Source organism: Chryseobacterium sp. ZHDP1, from assembly GCF_018603435.1.
In the GTDB taxonomy this organism is placed as follows: domain Bacteria; phylum Bacteroidota; class Bacteroidia; order Flavobacteriales; family Weeksellaceae; genus Chryseobacterium; species Chryseobacterium indicum.
Genome location: NZ_CP075682.1, coordinates 2,532,910 through 2,546,968, shown reverse-complemented (window position 1 = coordinate 2,546,968; position 14,059 = coordinate 2,532,910). Strand labels below are relative to the sequence as shown.

The window sequence follows — 14,059 nt, the reverse complement described above, 5'->3', positions numbered from 1 at the left end:
TTTAAATAAGCTTAACTTCTTAAATGTCCTTAATGGTTAAATTTTACTCAAATAACTCTGCTGTATCAAGTACGGAAACTTTTCCGTCTTCACATCTTATGGCTTCACCCGGAAAATTCTGGATCATATGATAATCGTGTGTTGCCATAACAACAGCCGCTCCGTTTTCAAGCGCAACCTGCTTCAGTAAAGTCATGATTTCATTGGACGTTTCCGGGTCAAGGTTTCCTGTAGGCTCATCCGCAAGAATAAGATCCGGATGATTCAGAAGCGCTCTTGCGATGGCAATACGCTGTTGTTCCCCTCCTGAAAGTTCGTGCGGCATTTTGTGCTTCTTGCTTTTCATATTTACGCTGCCAAGAACTTCGTTAATTCGGTCTTCCATTTTTGTCTTATCGCTCCATCCTGTTGCTTCCAGTACGAATTTCAGGTTTTTTTCAACCGTTCTGTCAGAAAGCAATTGGAAATCCTGAAAAACAATTCCTAATTTTCTTCTCAGGTTCGGAACATCGGAAGCTCTCAGTTTGGCAAGATCGAAACCTACCACTGCGCCGTGTCCGGAAGCTAAAGGAATATGCCCGTACAAAGTTTTCAGCAGGGAACTTTTTCCGGAACCTGTTTTTCCGATAAGGTAGCAGAATCTTCCTTTTTTGATGTTCAGATTCACATCAGAAAGAACCGTGAAGTTTTTTTGGGCAATCTTCGCGTGCTGTAAGCTGATGATATTGTCTCCGGCGATATTTGTATGTGGCATAATTCAGTTTTAAAGTACTTTTTCTTAAAATTTTTTCAGATTTTAAAAATAGGAAAAAGAAGAATAAATAACCTAAATTTTGGGAAAATTTAACAACAAAAAATGCCTGAAAAACTACTTTTCAAGCATGATTTGTATATGATAATAAAAAGATTATCTCTTAGCGCGTGAAGCACTTACAGTTAAACTCTTTCTGCCTTTAGCTCTTCTCGCAGCCAAAACTCTTCTTCCATTTGGCGTAGACATTCTTTCTCTGAAACCGTGTTTGTTTCTTCTTTTTCTTTCTGATGGCTGGAATGTTCTTTTACTCATTACTATATGTTTAAATCGTAATTATCTATTAATTTTCAGGTTGCAAAGATATGGAATTTTTTAAAAGTTGCAAACTTTACAAATCTTTTTTTTTAAAAATTACACTGTTTTTTCATGCATTCTTTGCAAATGCCGACGGGATGCCTACTTTCCCGATATTATAAAATAATGCACAATGATTTGTTTAAAAGCTCTATCTTTGGAAACTCAAATTTAAAGAAAAAATAAACATCATGATGTTTACACCAGCAGAACTTTTAGAAATCAACAAGTTACTTACTCCGGAGCATAAAATTGTAATTCTTACCCATTATAATCCGGATGGCGATGCTATTGGTTCCAGCCTTGGTTTAAAACATTATCTGAAAGCAAAAGGAATTCATGCAGAGGTTATCGTTCCGAACGATTTTCCTAAGTTTCTGAAATGGATGCCGGAAGCAAAAAAAGTGCTGATTGCAGACTACAAAAGAAAAGTAGCTTCTGATCTTATTTATGAAGCAGATGTTATTTTCTGTCTGGATTTCAATGCACCTTCCAGAATCGGGATTTTGGGAGACTGGCTTACGAATTCCAGAGCAAAAAAGATTCTTATCGACCATCATCAGCAGCCTGAGAAATTTGATTTTGTTTATTCCGATACCGTAATTCCTGCGACCTGTCAGATGGTTTATCATTTCATAGAAGCGATGAATGATGAAAATCTGGTGAATAACGATATTGCAGAATGTCTTTATACCGGAATTATGACGGATACAGGAGGTTTCAGATTCCGTTCTACCAGTGCAACCACACACAGGATTATTGCCAATCTCATCGAACACGGAGCAGATCCCGCTATGATTACTTCCAATACATGGGATACGAATACTGTTTCCCGTCTTCATTTATTAGCCCTGATTTTAGGAAGAATAGAAGTGGTAAAAGACGGAAAAGTAGCTGTTCTTTATTTAACAAGGGAAGAACTGAAGGAATATGGCTTCCAGAAAGGCGATACGGAAGGTTTTGTTAATTACGGACTGAGTATTTTAGGTGTGAAAATGGCAGCATTCTTTATGGAAGATCTGTATGAAGATTTTATTAAAATTTCTTTCAGAAGTAAGGATGATATGGATGTGAATCAATTCTCAAGAAAATATTTCAATGGAGGAGGTCACATCAATGCAGCCGGAGGAAAATCTTACGAATCTTTGCAGGGAACTATTGAAACATTTAAAGTGAAAATAGAAGGAGAGGAGAGTTTGTAAGTTTGATTTAGGTTTAGGCTGAGATTGAGGTTAAGTTTAAGGTTTAGGCTGAGAAAGCTGCATATATTTTTTATTCAGAAAGAAATAAAGTCGGGTAAAGAATCTGGATTTTATTGATTTTAAATTCCTGAAAAATAATCAACGCACAATTTAAATCTTCTTCTGAAGAGATGGATTCTTCGCTCCTGAACTACGTTTTTGCAGACATTCATTCTGTTCGCAATAAAACTCATTCACATTCTAAAAACTCTCAACGCTATAACTCTAAGACTCTAAAACCCTCAACTCTAACCTCTCGAATATCCTTTTTCCTCAAGTTCTTTACAAGTGTATTCATAAACTTCCTGAAACATAATATCTAAAAATTTTTTGTTGAAAAGACTGAATTTCGTCATTTTCGGAGGATCAAGAAAAATATCACAGGTCTTAGCTTTGGAATACACGGATTTTGCGATCGCCAAGTGTAAAATCCGGTCAAATTCTTTCATTAAGCTCATTCTTTCAAGACTGTCATAACTGATAGAATTAACGTGCGAAGCAATCAGAAAATCGCATTTGTCTACAATGGGTTCAATCGGAAGATTGTCTAAAACACCACCGTCTACATAAATTTTTTCGCCAATTTTCACCGGAGGCAAAACAAAAGGAACGCTCGAAGAAGCTAATAACGGGATGAAAAGTTTACCTTCCGAGAAAAAATCTACAATTCCGTGCGTCATTTCAGTGGCGGCAACATACAGAGGAATTTTTAAAATGTTAAAATCATCTTCCGGAAAATGATCGGTGAAGAGTTTCAGAATAAATTTCAAGCTGAAAATTCCGTTTTTGGAAAGTTTAAGATAAGACCTCGAAAAAAAAGTTGTCTGTTTTACGATTTCCATCATTTCATCCGGAGATTTCCCGAAAGAATAAAACGCTCCTACAATTGATCCTGCACTGGTTCCTGAAATAATGTCCGGTTTCAGATCATACTCTTCCAAAGCCTTTAAAACCGCAATGTGAGCAATTCCGCGCATTCCTCCGCCTGAAAGAGTCAGACCGATGACGGGTTTCTTTTTTTTGAAAGAGAAAAAATCCAGCATATTAAAAGACCAAATGTTTCGGCATATTGTGAAGAAGCTCCGTATTGATGATCTCTGCACAGATTTTTGGCTTTTCCCAATGTCCGTTGTGTCCGCAATCAAGAATGTAGGATTTAATGTTGGTGCGGTCGGGAAGATGTTTAATCATGGTTTCGGTTTTCACTGCATTATCGTGCTTTCCGGCAAGAACCAAAATTTTTGCCTCAAGATTTTCCATAATATGCTTTTTGTCCGTTCGTTCCACCATTCCTTTTACGGAAGCCAATGCTCCGAGATTATTCGTAGAAAGGGCAACTTCCAGAGCGGTTTCTATTTTTCCTTCCAGAATGTCTTTCTCGTTCGGATTGAACAGATTCGGAACTCCCGCTCTTGCGTAATGTGCGAAAGCATCTTTAATGATGCGGTAACTTTTGATGCGTTGTTCTTTCTTCTCAGCATCATCAGGAAAATACGTGGAGAAAAATAAAGTTAAACTTTTCAGGTATTCAGGATATTTTTCTGCGAAAGCCAGAGAAATGTAACCTCCCATCGAATGTCCGAGTAAGTGAATTTTGGTTATATTTTCATGATCCAAAACTTTTTTTACCTCTTCCGCCATCAGTTCCATCGTCTGAACTTCCGCAATGATTTCAGATTGTCCATGACCGGGAAGATCTATTTTTAACAATGAAAAATTGTCGGAAAGATGAGGCTCCATATCGCTCCAGATAGAAAGATTTTCCATAAAGCCGTGAAGCAGAACCAAAGTTTCTTTTCCGTTTCCTTTTCTCTCGAAGTTCAACATATTTCAGTAATTAAAAGTGGATGTCAATATATTCAACAAATCCCGAACCATTTACCATATCCTGAAGTCGGTATGTTTTTCCGCCGTCCTTTGACATGAAAGTTTTTGTTCCTTTTCTGGTATAAGGTTTTCCGTTGTCGTTTGCCGAAATACTTTCTGTAATTTCTCCTGTAAAATTCATGTGTTTGTCTGAAACAACTGCCATAAATCCTTTTATTTCTACGGTGTTTTTTCCGGAGCTGATATTTCCTGAAACGTCGTAATGGTCTCTTTCGCCATCAATTTTTTTGAAATTTACAGAACCTGAATTTTTAATTGAATTATGGGTGAATTTATGAGATCCGCTGAAATCTTTAAAATGATTTTTGGATTTTATGCTGTCGTTGATTTTTGTTCTCGCCGCGTTAATGGAATCGATGATTTTTATACTATCAGTCTTATCGGAAGTAGAAGTTGCTTCTTTTTTGGAGCATGAAACAGCAAAAGCGGCTAAAACAACTGCGGTTAAAAAGTTTTTCATTAATGAATAAATTATACTCAAAAGTAAATAAAAAATACAAGACTAAGTTTAAAATCGATTCAGTGTATTGACTAATTAAAGCATTTTTCCATTTTCATCAAAAGAAGTCCATTTACCTGTCTTTTTATCGTCTTTGTATTGACCTTTTGTTTTTATTTTTCCATTCTTATAATATTCACAATATTCTCCATTTTTCTTTTCAAGCATATCTTCATCATTAAAAATAAAACTAATGGAATATTTCTTTTTAATCAGGCTCGTATTGTTTTCATAAAATTCATGTACTGTCAATTTGTTTTGATTTTTTAAAGGATATTCTCTGCGGATGATTTTATTATTAAGATCCCGAATGTCGCGGTACACTAATCTGTTATGGAAATAATAATTAAATATTTTATAAGATTCTTCATTTTCGTACCATCCCCAACCATTAAACTCTTTATTGTTCTGTGTGTTTATAACTTTATAAAGATCATTGTGTTTATTAAAGTGTAAAGAAAGATTATGATGCTCTATAGTATCTTTTATTTGAGCATTTAAAAATAAGGTAGAGCAGAGAATTATGAATATTGCTTTTTTAATCATTTTTAAAAGAAATTTATAAATAAAAAAGAGCATTTTAAAAATGCCCTTCTTATTTTATCTGATTAATTCTTCGTAAACTTTCTTTTCCCAAGGTTTAATGTCGGTAACTCCGTATCGTTCTTTCTTCGAAATGGCAATGTTATCCAGAACATCTACAAAGTTTTTATAGTTTGCGTCGTCTGTAGGTTCAACGATAATGGTGAATTTTCCCTTGTTTGGAGCGTTATTGTAGGCTTCAGAAATAATTTTAGTGATATTAATTCCGCTAAAATTTGTTTCTTTTAGATTGTTTTTATTTAATTCTTCCTTATAACTTTGATGATAGAAAACTCGATTATCTTTTCCTAAAATAAAGGTGATTTGATTTTTCTGGTCAATTACAACATCACTAATTGTTGGTGGATGTGGATCCTTCGCAGGCAGTCCTAAATCCATCACATTAGGTTTTGTAAAATTCGTGGTAAACATGAAAAAGGTGATGAGTAAAAATCCTAAATCTACCATTGGAGTCATGTCAACTCGGATCAGTTTTTTTCTTTGTTTGCTTCCTCCCTGCTTCTCTTGTGCAATAACTTTAGCCATAATTAATAGTTTTTAAAATATTAAACAATTTTCAATAAAGGGTGTTGTATCTCTATTTTTATTTTTGAATCAATGCAAAGTTTATACCTAAAATTTAAAAATGGTATTAATTTGACATTTTTACTGTGTGTTTTTATTTAAATCTTTTAAAATCAATATATTAAAAAAATAACGGTTTCTAAAGCCTAAGAATTTATTAAGCAAAGTTTCTGCTATCATTTGCTGAACGAAGTGCCTTTGCGAACAGAAAATATTTTCAACATATATCAATAAACTTTGCGTATATAGCGTTTAAAATCAATTCATAAAAAAAGCCTTACCAAAAAATTGATAAGGCTTTGTGTATTTTAAATTAAAATTATTTATTTTTCTTGTAGTAATTTACCCCACATTCAAGGAATTTTTTGAATTTTTCTTTCTCCATATATCCTGAAACCGGCATGTTGATTACTTTTCCGTCCGGCGTTAATAAAACATAATGCGGCTGGGAATTATTATTGAAATTCACCTGCTGGAAAAGACTCCATCGGTCACCGATTGTTTTTACTTTTTTCACCTGTCCGTCACCAAGATCAATTTTTGTTTTCTGATCTTCAGGAAGCTCTTCTTTATCATCCACATAAAGAGAAGCCAGAACAACGTCGTTTTGAAGAATTGGTAAAATATCCGGTTCGCTCCACACAAATTCTTCCATTTTTCGGCAGTTTTCACATCCGTACCCCGTGAAGTCAATTAAGATCGGCTTGCCTTCTTTTTTCGCTAATTCAATAGCGGTAAAGAAATCGTGTTCAGGATGCATTCCCAGAATTCCGTCTTTTTCGTCATGGAAATAACTTACATTTAACGGAGGTAAAATTCCGCTTAACAGTTGCAGTTTTGGTCTGTCAGAAGGAATTAATCCCTGAACCAGATATACCACAAAACCAATTCCTAAAATCCCTAAAATTTTTCTGGTAACAGAAATTTTCGGTTTCTTGTCGTCATGCGGAAATTTGATTAATCCGAATAAATAAATGGCTAAACCAATGGCTACGACAATCCAGATTCCGATAAAAAGCTCTCTTTTAATGAAGAATGTTTTAGAAACCAAATCTGCTTTGGATAAGAATTTTAAAGCAAGAGCCAGTTCCACGAATCCTAAGACAACTTTCACCGTATTCATCCAGCCTCCTGATTTCGGAAGACTTTGCAGCGCCTGCGGAAATAAGGCCAGCAAACCGAAAACAATCGCCCAAGCCAATCCGAATCCTGCCAAAGCAAAAGTAAGCAGCATCGGAACATTCGCCGAACCTGTAATCGCACTTCCCAATAAACTTCCCAAAATAGGACCTGTACACGAGAAAGAAACGATAACCAGCGTTAAAGCCATGAAGAAAATTCCGATAATTCCTCCCGCTTCTTCCGCTTTTGAAGATTTATTGGCAATAGAACTTGGCAAAGTAATATCATAGTAGCCGAAGAAACTTCCCGCGAAAAAAATGAATATGATGAAGAACGCAATATTCAGCCATACATTGGTTGAAATTTCGTTGAAGATATTTCCTGCAATTCCATCAATTAAATGGAAAGGAACGCTCAGTAAAACAAAGATTAAAAGAATGAAAAATCCATAGATTAAAGCATCTCTTTTTCCTTTTGCCGGATTTTTATTTCCTTTGGTAAAAAACGAAACCGTTAAAGGAATCATCGGGAAAACGCACGGTGTTAACAAGGCAATTAAACCTCCGATAAATCCTAACAGCAGATAAGTCCAGTAGTTTTCGCTGATTTTTGATGATCCTGTTCCGCAGTCCGTTAATGGTTTCTGGAAATTAATGGATTCTATTTTTAAATTTTTAGGATCAAGTTTTTGGGTTTCCGCACTTGGAACAGCAGGTTGAACAACATTGCCCAACGTATCCACAACTGGCTGCAAAGAATCTTTTGCCGTTGTTTTTTCATCGGTTTTTACTTCCTCAGTCGCACCTTTTGGCGTAACCTGTTTGTTGAATTCTAATGTGTTCGGAGCAAGACAGACTCTGTCGTCACAAGTCTGATACGTAATTTCAGCAACAACATCTCCCGGTTTTGTTCCGTCTTTCAGCTTAAATTTCTGTTTGAAACCTGCGGTATTGGAATAGAAAATGATTTTTCCGCCGAAAGCCTCAGAAAATTCTTCATGCTTTTTACCCACTTCGGTAAATTTCCCGATCAGTTCTATGTTTTTCCCTGAAACTTTATAATCAGTAGGAATTCCCGTATCTTCAGGAATATCTTTGGAGTAAATATGCCAACCGCTTTCCATGGTAGCATTAAGGACGGCTTCATATTGATTGTCGCCTAGTTCGTTGATGGTAAATTTAAATTTTACAGGATTTTTGATTTGTCCCGAAACTGCAAGGGTAATAAAAAAGAAAAGCAGCAACGGGATTTTATAAATCGAAGAGAATTTCATATTGTAATTTTATGTAAATACTTTACTACAAAAGTAACTGTTTTTTGCAGATTAATCAACCGAAGAAATCTTCCTCAGCCTTTTTTCTATGGCAAGATTGTTTTTCAGCGCAGAAAATCCCTCTTTTACATCCAGATAAGGAAATCCGGTTTCGTGGTTTTTTCTGCTGATTTCTGCCATGATGTTCCAGTGTTTTGCAATTTCTTTCCATGCAAAAAATAAGGAGTGTTTCGGATCGTACATATGCGTTGGTTCGCTTTTAGCACCGTTTATTTCGATGATTTTTAAATTCTTTCCCTCTTTTAGAAGTTCCAAATTTTCAAACATCACATCCAGTCTTCCGAAATAAAAGCCATTCACTTTGGTACAGATTTCATCTATTTTTTGTTCTAATTTTTCGGTAACTTCACTTGAAATATCAATAAATTTCGCGCCTCTCGTATGGCTTCCGAACGGGATCAGAATTATTTCTTCGTTTTCAGGAACTGTTTTCTGCATTTCGCTTCCCATTTTCTGTTCTATGGCTTTGATCTGGAACGCACTTCTGGGATTTTCCATCACCAGTTCTCTCAACGTTTTTCTGCCGTTTCCTTTTACGGAAAGAAATTCTTTTTTCACCATTCCTGTAATCTTTCCTTTTTTTTCGTCCGGAAAACGGTGGTAAAAAATCCCGACTTCATGCTGATAATTTATTTTTTCCTGAATTAAAAAATCACAGGCATTATTTTTTTGATAATCTTCCAGTTCGTTTAAATTTTCAACCTGAACAACGCCCAAACCTTTCAATCCGATATTGGGTTTTACAATAACGGGGAAATTGATGGTTTGTGATTTTAATTCAGATAAAATTTCGTTAAATGAAATTTCTGAAGACACAAAAACCGTTTTCGGGATCCAGTTTTCGGGAATCAGATCGTAGATTTCTTTTTTGCTTTCCATTGCCATTCCTCCGTATCTTATAGAAGGATTTGCACCGTGGAAGAACAACAGTGTTCTTGCTTTATATGCACAGTATAGCCAAACCGGAAAAAGCGGCAGGTAAATGGAAAAAGTAGACCAGTATTCCCAATGTGCAATTTTATGAAGGCGATGTTTGAGTTTCATTTTTGAGGGAAATTTTTTCGGGTTTAGAATCTGGGTTCAGTCGGTCGTAATGTTTCAGTGTCGTTTCATCGGAAATAACGAGCTGTGTCGTACTGATGGTTTGTATCGTATTTTGTCTTTTGATGGTAATTCCGTTTTCCAGATCATCGGTTTTCTGATGATGGAAATCTAAAATATCTTCTTCGGAAATCGGCTCGATTTGCAGAAATTCTTTGAAAATTTCCCTTCTTTTTTCCTGTGCTTTTGCATCGTACAAAGTTGCGGAAGACCAGATGCACGGAAGATGAACGTCTAATGTTTTAAAATGTTTTTCGGTTCCGTTCCAGCGAAATTCCGCCAATTGTTTTTCCTGAAAAATCACCAACGTAAAAGGTTCAATGTTTTCTAAATCAATAAATTGTAAAACGTTGAAAATGTTTTCTTCATTCATTAAATCCAAAACAATCAGTCCACGGCTTTTCCGGTAATTTGTTTTTACCGGATGATTTTCAAAAGCACCGTTTAATAAAATGAGGACATTTCCGTTTTCTGAAACCGCAAACCAAGTTCCGTTTTTGGTGGCATCTTTCGGATAAAAGATACCTTTTTCACGATGAATTTCCTGTGCAGAACGATTGGGTTTCTCGTCCCTGTTGGAAGTCAGAACAATTTTATTTTTAAGCGGAAAATACGTTACAGTACACATTTAGTTTAAATTTTGGGTTTCTCTGTATTGAATTGTTGAAGGGGCAATTCCAAAATTTTTGTTGAGAAGATGGCTCATTTTAATTTCGTTAAAAGCTACTTTTATCAAAGCCTGATGATGAATGCAATGCTCAATATTGTACAAAAGTTCCCGAAAGAAATTGGTCGGAATTTCTAAAGAAATAGTTCCCACGGTTTGATGCATTGTCAAATTTTTGTTGGGCAAATTAATGCTGAAAAGTATTTCGGAAATAATTTCTATTGCCTTTTCAGGATTCTTTTCCAGTTCCGGATTTCTCTGTCTTTCGTCATAATTAATCTGATTCGTGTGGTAAGAATTCCGTAAAATTTCCAGAAACTCAATAATATGTCTTGTGTGACCGCCAATGGTAGAACCGTCCAGAGAAGGAATACTCTGAGTGTACATTTTTGCCGAAACTTTTCTCAGTAAATTCTGTTGTTCGGTAAGGATCTCGTGTAAGATCGCATAAACCGATTGGTCTTTATTCATACTTTCCTTTTTTAAATTTAATTAAAAGAATCACACAGAAAACAAAAACGGTAAGCGCAAGGTAAAACAATTTTCCGCCATCGTTATTGGTATCGATTCCCAGAATGAAAATGTGTGAGGCAATTGCTCCAATCATCGTTACCAGTCCCAGAACGGCACCCCAAAAAGTGGTTTTAGGGTTCAGAATTAAAACTGCTGTGATGAGTTCCAATACTCCTGAAAAAATCCTTCCGAAAGGTTCTGCGTGAAGTTGGGAAAAAATGGCGACAGAATCCGGATGAGCCGTAAATTTGAAGAATAAAGTCTGCAGTAAAATTAGGGCGGGAATTAATCGTAATGCCCAATTGATATAGTTTTTCATATGTATATTTTATTGTTTTTAAAGGTCATATGTTATCGCTACATCTTCATCGGTGTTTGCTTCCAAATTCGTTAATGGCGATTTCATATTTGTAATGTTATTTTTTCTCCAGTAAAGCGTAAGAAAACAGATGATTGTATTGTTGACAATGAACGACTGCGTATTTGTACTCATCGAAATTTACTGAACCCGTAAAAGTGTAGGTTTGTCCGCCGTTCACAGATTTCAGCTTACCTAAAGAAACAAATTGCGATGGCTGCTGTTCTTTGCTTACATACACGTAAAGATCCGGACCGTTGCTGATGGTGAAGTTTTCATTTAAAACCAATGTGAAGACTCCGTTTTTTTCATAGATTTCTGCTTTTCCGTTAACGTTATTTCCGTAAGGTCCCTGCATAAAATCTCCGGAATATTTTAAGACCGAATTTTCAGGAGCCATTTCCATTAAATCTTCTGTTGCAGTGCTTTCTCTGAGGCAGGAAACCAAGAGAAAGGACGCAAAAATAAAGGTGATCATTGTTTTCATAATTTCTGATGTTTTTATTTGTTGTAAATTTTCTGATTAAAGAATTTAAAATTTCACTCTGTATTCAACATTGGCAATGAAGCTTCTCGTCAGTCCATCGGGTCTGGATGTTCTCACGACAAAAGGAATACCCACATTAAGCTGAAGTCCATTTCTTCGGTTGATTTCGTAATCCAGATAGACATTTCCGTTCAGTGTAAGTCCTTTCGAATTGTTAATTTCCAGTTCTACATTGTTTTGGTTGGTAAAACGGTCGTTCTTCAGGTGATAAATAGGCAAAATACTTGGCGTAAGTCTTATTTTCGGATGAATCATTAAAGGATAAGAAACTCTCAGCAAAACATCGCCGCTTCTCTGGAATTTATTGGTGGACAAAAATCCTCTCAGTGCTGAACTTGCGGGATACTGTGATGCCAGAAACTGATTCTCGTTCTGCGTTAGAGGCTGTTGAAGAGCGGCAACTAACTGGATTTTTTTGATTTCGTAACCCACACCTACAATTAAATCCAGCGTTCCTAAACTGGACTGATAATCCATTGGCAACGGGATATTATTCTTAGATTTCCCTGCATCTGACAAAGGGATTTTCGCACCTAATGTAAATTTTAGTTTTTCGTTAGCTTTATAATTGGCATTCAGAAACAAATCAGAAAGCCCAAAAGTGGAAATATTATTACCGTTTTGCGCCAAAGTCGTCAGTTTTGCATCAACTCCAAATTTATCATTGATTTGTCTGTTGTATTCCACATAATTCCCGAAAACAGAAATCGAATTATCTGCTTTACCAAAGAAAATTCCGGTTTTAATCTGATTATGATAAGTTTTGATGCTGTCATTGTTATTCGGCTGAAAACTGTTAACCGTACAGAATCCGGCGTCACTGCATCCCTGTGCAACTAAATGATTGCTTTGCAAAAGCAGTAAAAAAGCAGTTCCCAAGAAAATTTTAAAGGTTTTCATATGTAGATATTTATTTTTTTTGTGAGGATTAATTGGTCAGTTTTTTCCAGTTTTGGTCTGCACTTTTTTTCAGTTTTGCCTCGTTCTTGTTCCATGAAGTCAGGGTATTGTTGAAAAATTTATTGTAGAACAGGTGTGTTTTTCCGTCAATGATTTTAAAAGTCGTGGGATTGATTTCTACTTTCTCACCATCATCTCCCATTGCAAAAGCGCACCAACCGCCGTAAACAGGTTCGTATTTTGCGGGATCTTTTTTCAGGAGTTCTTTATTTTTTTCCGAAGAAGTATAATAAATGGCTCCGTTTACATTGACCGCAAATTCTTTTTTCCCTTTTACCGCTTTTTTCTGTTCGATGTAAGAAACGGGATCATAGCACTGAATTGCCAGTTTGTTTTCTAAATTTCTATGTTCTGCTTTTTGGGAAAATGCCAAAAAAGGAAGCAGAAATACGAGAATAAGGGTGATTGTATTTTTCATGATTTTTTAATTAAAGTTGTTTATATAAAATGTTTTAACCGCAAAAGAATCAAAGGTTTGCATCGGATTTTAGATTTTCAAAAGTTTTCAAAATATGCGTTTTTGCTTTCTTTTATGTTTCTTTTTATTAGTCATTTCTTTTGCCACTTTTGCGGTGAAAATTTTTAATTAAAGTTGTTTTAAAATATCCTCCAGTGAAGCTCTTTCTTTGTAATCGGGATTGAAATGTCTCCAGATGATTTTTTGATTTTCATCTAAAATATAGGTCGCAGAAATGGGTAATCTTCCAGACTCATCGGAACGGCTTTTCTTGAAATCGTCTCCAAGATATTTTTCGTAGAAGTCGAGCGTTTTTTTCTCGGGTGTGTACAGAACATCAAAAAGTTCTGCGATTTTGTAGTTTTCATCATACAAAACGGAATACGCGGTTTTGGTTTTGCTGATGGTTTTTGCGATAAACTCAGGTTTTTCGGGAGAAATGATGACCAGTCTTGTGTTTTTCGACTGTAATTCGGGAGCAAGATTTTGTAGATTTTCAACATATTTATTACAATACGGACACCATTGTCCACGAATGAAAACCACCACGGTTTTCTTTTTTTCCTGAGACAGAGAAAATGTTTTTTCAAACTGATCTTTTGCTGTAAAGTTGGGAATCGTTTCACCCACCATTTTGCCCTTCACTTCGCTGATTGTCGGTGTTTTTTTGTCTGAATTTCTTTTCTCTGTAACCGACTTTCCGATATTTAAAAATTGTGCAGCGTTGTAATATCCATATTCGTACTGCACCAATTCGCCGTCCTGGTCTAAGAAAAGAAAGGACGGATAATTAACGATTTTAAATTTTTTGGCAAGCTCTGTTCCTTCTTTTTCGGCATCAATATAAAGGCTGATGAAATTTTTATTGAAAAATTCTCCCAGTTCAGGATTCGGGAACGTATTCTTTTTCATCAGTTTACAGGGACCACACCAAGTGGTGTACAGATCGATGAAGATGAGTTTGTTTTCCTGTTGTGCCAATTTTTTGGCTTCTTCTAAATTTTTAGTCTGAAATTGAATTCCGGTTTTGCTTTGTGCATTGAACGAAATGGCAACTAAGAAAAAAAACGTATAAATTATTTTGGTGAACATAAGATAA

17 protein-coding genes are annotated in these 14,059 nt (G+C 35.6%); 1 reads left to right on the top strand and 16 read right to left on the bottom strand.

What is annotated here, in order from left to right; all coding sequences use genetic code 11:
* Positions 1–43 precede the first annotated feature (43 nt).
* Positions 44–754, bottom strand: a complete 711-nt coding sequence (locus KKI44_RS11495; protein WP_214587411.1) for a cell division ATP-binding protein FtsE — start codon at positions 752–754, stop codon at positions 44–46.
* Between the two features lie 153 nt (positions 755–907).
* Positions 908–1,066, bottom strand: coding sequence for a 50S ribosomal protein L34 (gene rpmH / locus KKI44_RS11490; RefSeq protein ID WP_007843334.1), 159 nt, complete (start codon positions 1,064–1,066; stop codon positions 908–910).
* Between the two features lie 236 nt (positions 1,067–1,302).
* Here rpmH and KKI44_RS11485 point away from each other — a divergent pair, with 236 nt between their 5' ends.
* Complete coding sequence (locus tag KKI44_RS11485) at positions 1,303–2,310, top strand: DHH family phosphoesterase (protein ID WP_214591148.1); 1,008 nt, start codon at positions 1,303–1,305, stop codon at positions 2,308–2,310.
* Positions 2,311–2,597: 287 nt separating this feature from the next.
* Here KKI44_RS11485 and KKI44_RS11480 read toward each other — a convergent pair whose 3' ends face one another.
* From KKI44_RS11480 to KKI44_RS11415, 14 genes are all read right to left on the bottom strand, one after another.
* Positions 2,598–3,392 carry a patatin-like phospholipase family protein gene (locus KKI44_RS11480; RefSeq protein WP_250902057.1) on the bottom strand — a complete coding sequence of 265 codons (795 nt, stop codon included), beginning with the start codon at positions 3,390–3,392 and terminating at the stop codon, positions 2,598–2,600.
* Between the two features lies 1 nt (position 3,393).
* Entirely contained in the window at positions 3,394–4,176 is a 783-nt protein-coding gene (locus KKI44_RS11475) for an alpha/beta fold hydrolase (protein ID WP_214587410.1), read from the bottom strand.
* Positions 4,177–4,186: 10 nt separating this feature from the next.
* Positions 4,187–4,696, bottom strand: coding sequence for a hypothetical protein (locus KKI44_RS11470; protein ID WP_214587409.1), 510 nt, complete (start codon positions 4,694–4,696; stop codon positions 4,187–4,189).
* Between the two features lie 75 nt (positions 4,697–4,771).
* Positions 4,772–5,281, bottom strand: a complete 510-nt coding sequence (locus KKI44_RS11465) for a hypothetical protein (protein WP_214587408.1) — start codon at positions 5,279–5,281, stop codon at positions 4,772–4,774.
* A gap of 54 nt (positions 5,282–5,335) precedes the next feature.
* Entirely contained in the window at positions 5,336–5,863 is a 528-nt protein-coding gene (locus KKI44_RS11460) for a biopolymer transporter ExbD (RefSeq protein ID WP_214587407.1), read from the bottom strand.
* Positions 5,864–6,221: 358 nt separating this feature from the next.
* Complete coding sequence (locus tag KKI44_RS11455) at positions 6,222–8,297, bottom strand: protein-disulfide reductase DsbD family protein (protein ID WP_214587406.1); 2,076 nt, start codon at positions 8,295–8,297, stop codon at positions 6,222–6,224.
* 51 nt (positions 8,298–8,348) lie between these two features.
* The gene (locus tag KKI44_RS11450) at positions 8,349–9,401 is read right to left on the bottom strand and encodes a D-alanine--D-alanine ligase (RefSeq protein WP_214587405.1); all 1,053 of its coding nucleotides are present in this window, start codon (positions 9,399–9,401) and stop codon (positions 8,349–8,351) included.
* Complete coding sequence (locus KKI44_RS11445; protein WP_214587404.1) at positions 9,376–10,086, bottom strand: NRDE family protein; 711 nt, start codon at positions 10,084–10,086, stop codon at positions 9,376–9,378. Before KKI44_RS11445 ends, KKI44_RS11450 begins: the two co-directional genes overlap by 26 nt.
* Complete coding sequence (locus KKI44_RS11440) at positions 10,087–10,596, bottom strand: DinB family protein (protein ID WP_214587403.1); 510 nt, start codon at positions 10,594–10,596, stop codon at positions 10,087–10,089.
* Complete coding sequence (locus KKI44_RS11435) at positions 10,589–10,957, bottom strand: DoxX family protein (protein ID WP_059136181.1); 369 nt, start codon at positions 10,955–10,957, stop codon at positions 10,589–10,591. The genes KKI44_RS11440 and KKI44_RS11435 overlap by 8 nt, the downstream gene beginning before the upstream one ends.
* 97 nt (positions 10,958–11,054) lie before the next feature.
* Positions 11,055–11,483 carry a DM13 domain-containing protein gene (locus tag KKI44_RS11430; protein WP_214587402.1) on the bottom strand — a complete coding sequence of 143 codons (429 nt, stop codon included), beginning with the start codon at positions 11,481–11,483 and terminating at the stop codon, positions 11,055–11,057.
* A 45-nt stretch (positions 11,484–11,528) separates the two neighbouring features.
* Positions 11,529–12,443 (bottom strand): hypothetical protein, encoded by a 915-nt coding sequence (locus KKI44_RS11425; RefSeq protein ID WP_214587401.1) that lies wholly within the window; start codon positions 12,441–12,443, stop codon positions 11,529–11,531.
* A gap of 28 nt (positions 12,444–12,471) precedes the next feature.
* Positions 12,472–12,921, bottom strand: coding sequence for a YHS domain-containing (seleno)protein (locus KKI44_RS11420; RefSeq protein ID WP_214587400.1), 450 nt, complete (start codon positions 12,919–12,921; stop codon positions 12,472–12,474).
* Positions 12,922–13,089: 168 nt separating this feature from the next.
* Positions 13,090–14,052, bottom strand: coding sequence for a redoxin domain-containing protein (locus KKI44_RS11415; protein WP_214587399.1), 963 nt, complete (start codon positions 14,050–14,052; stop codon positions 13,090–13,092).
* Positions 14,053–14,059 lie beyond the last annotated feature (7 nt).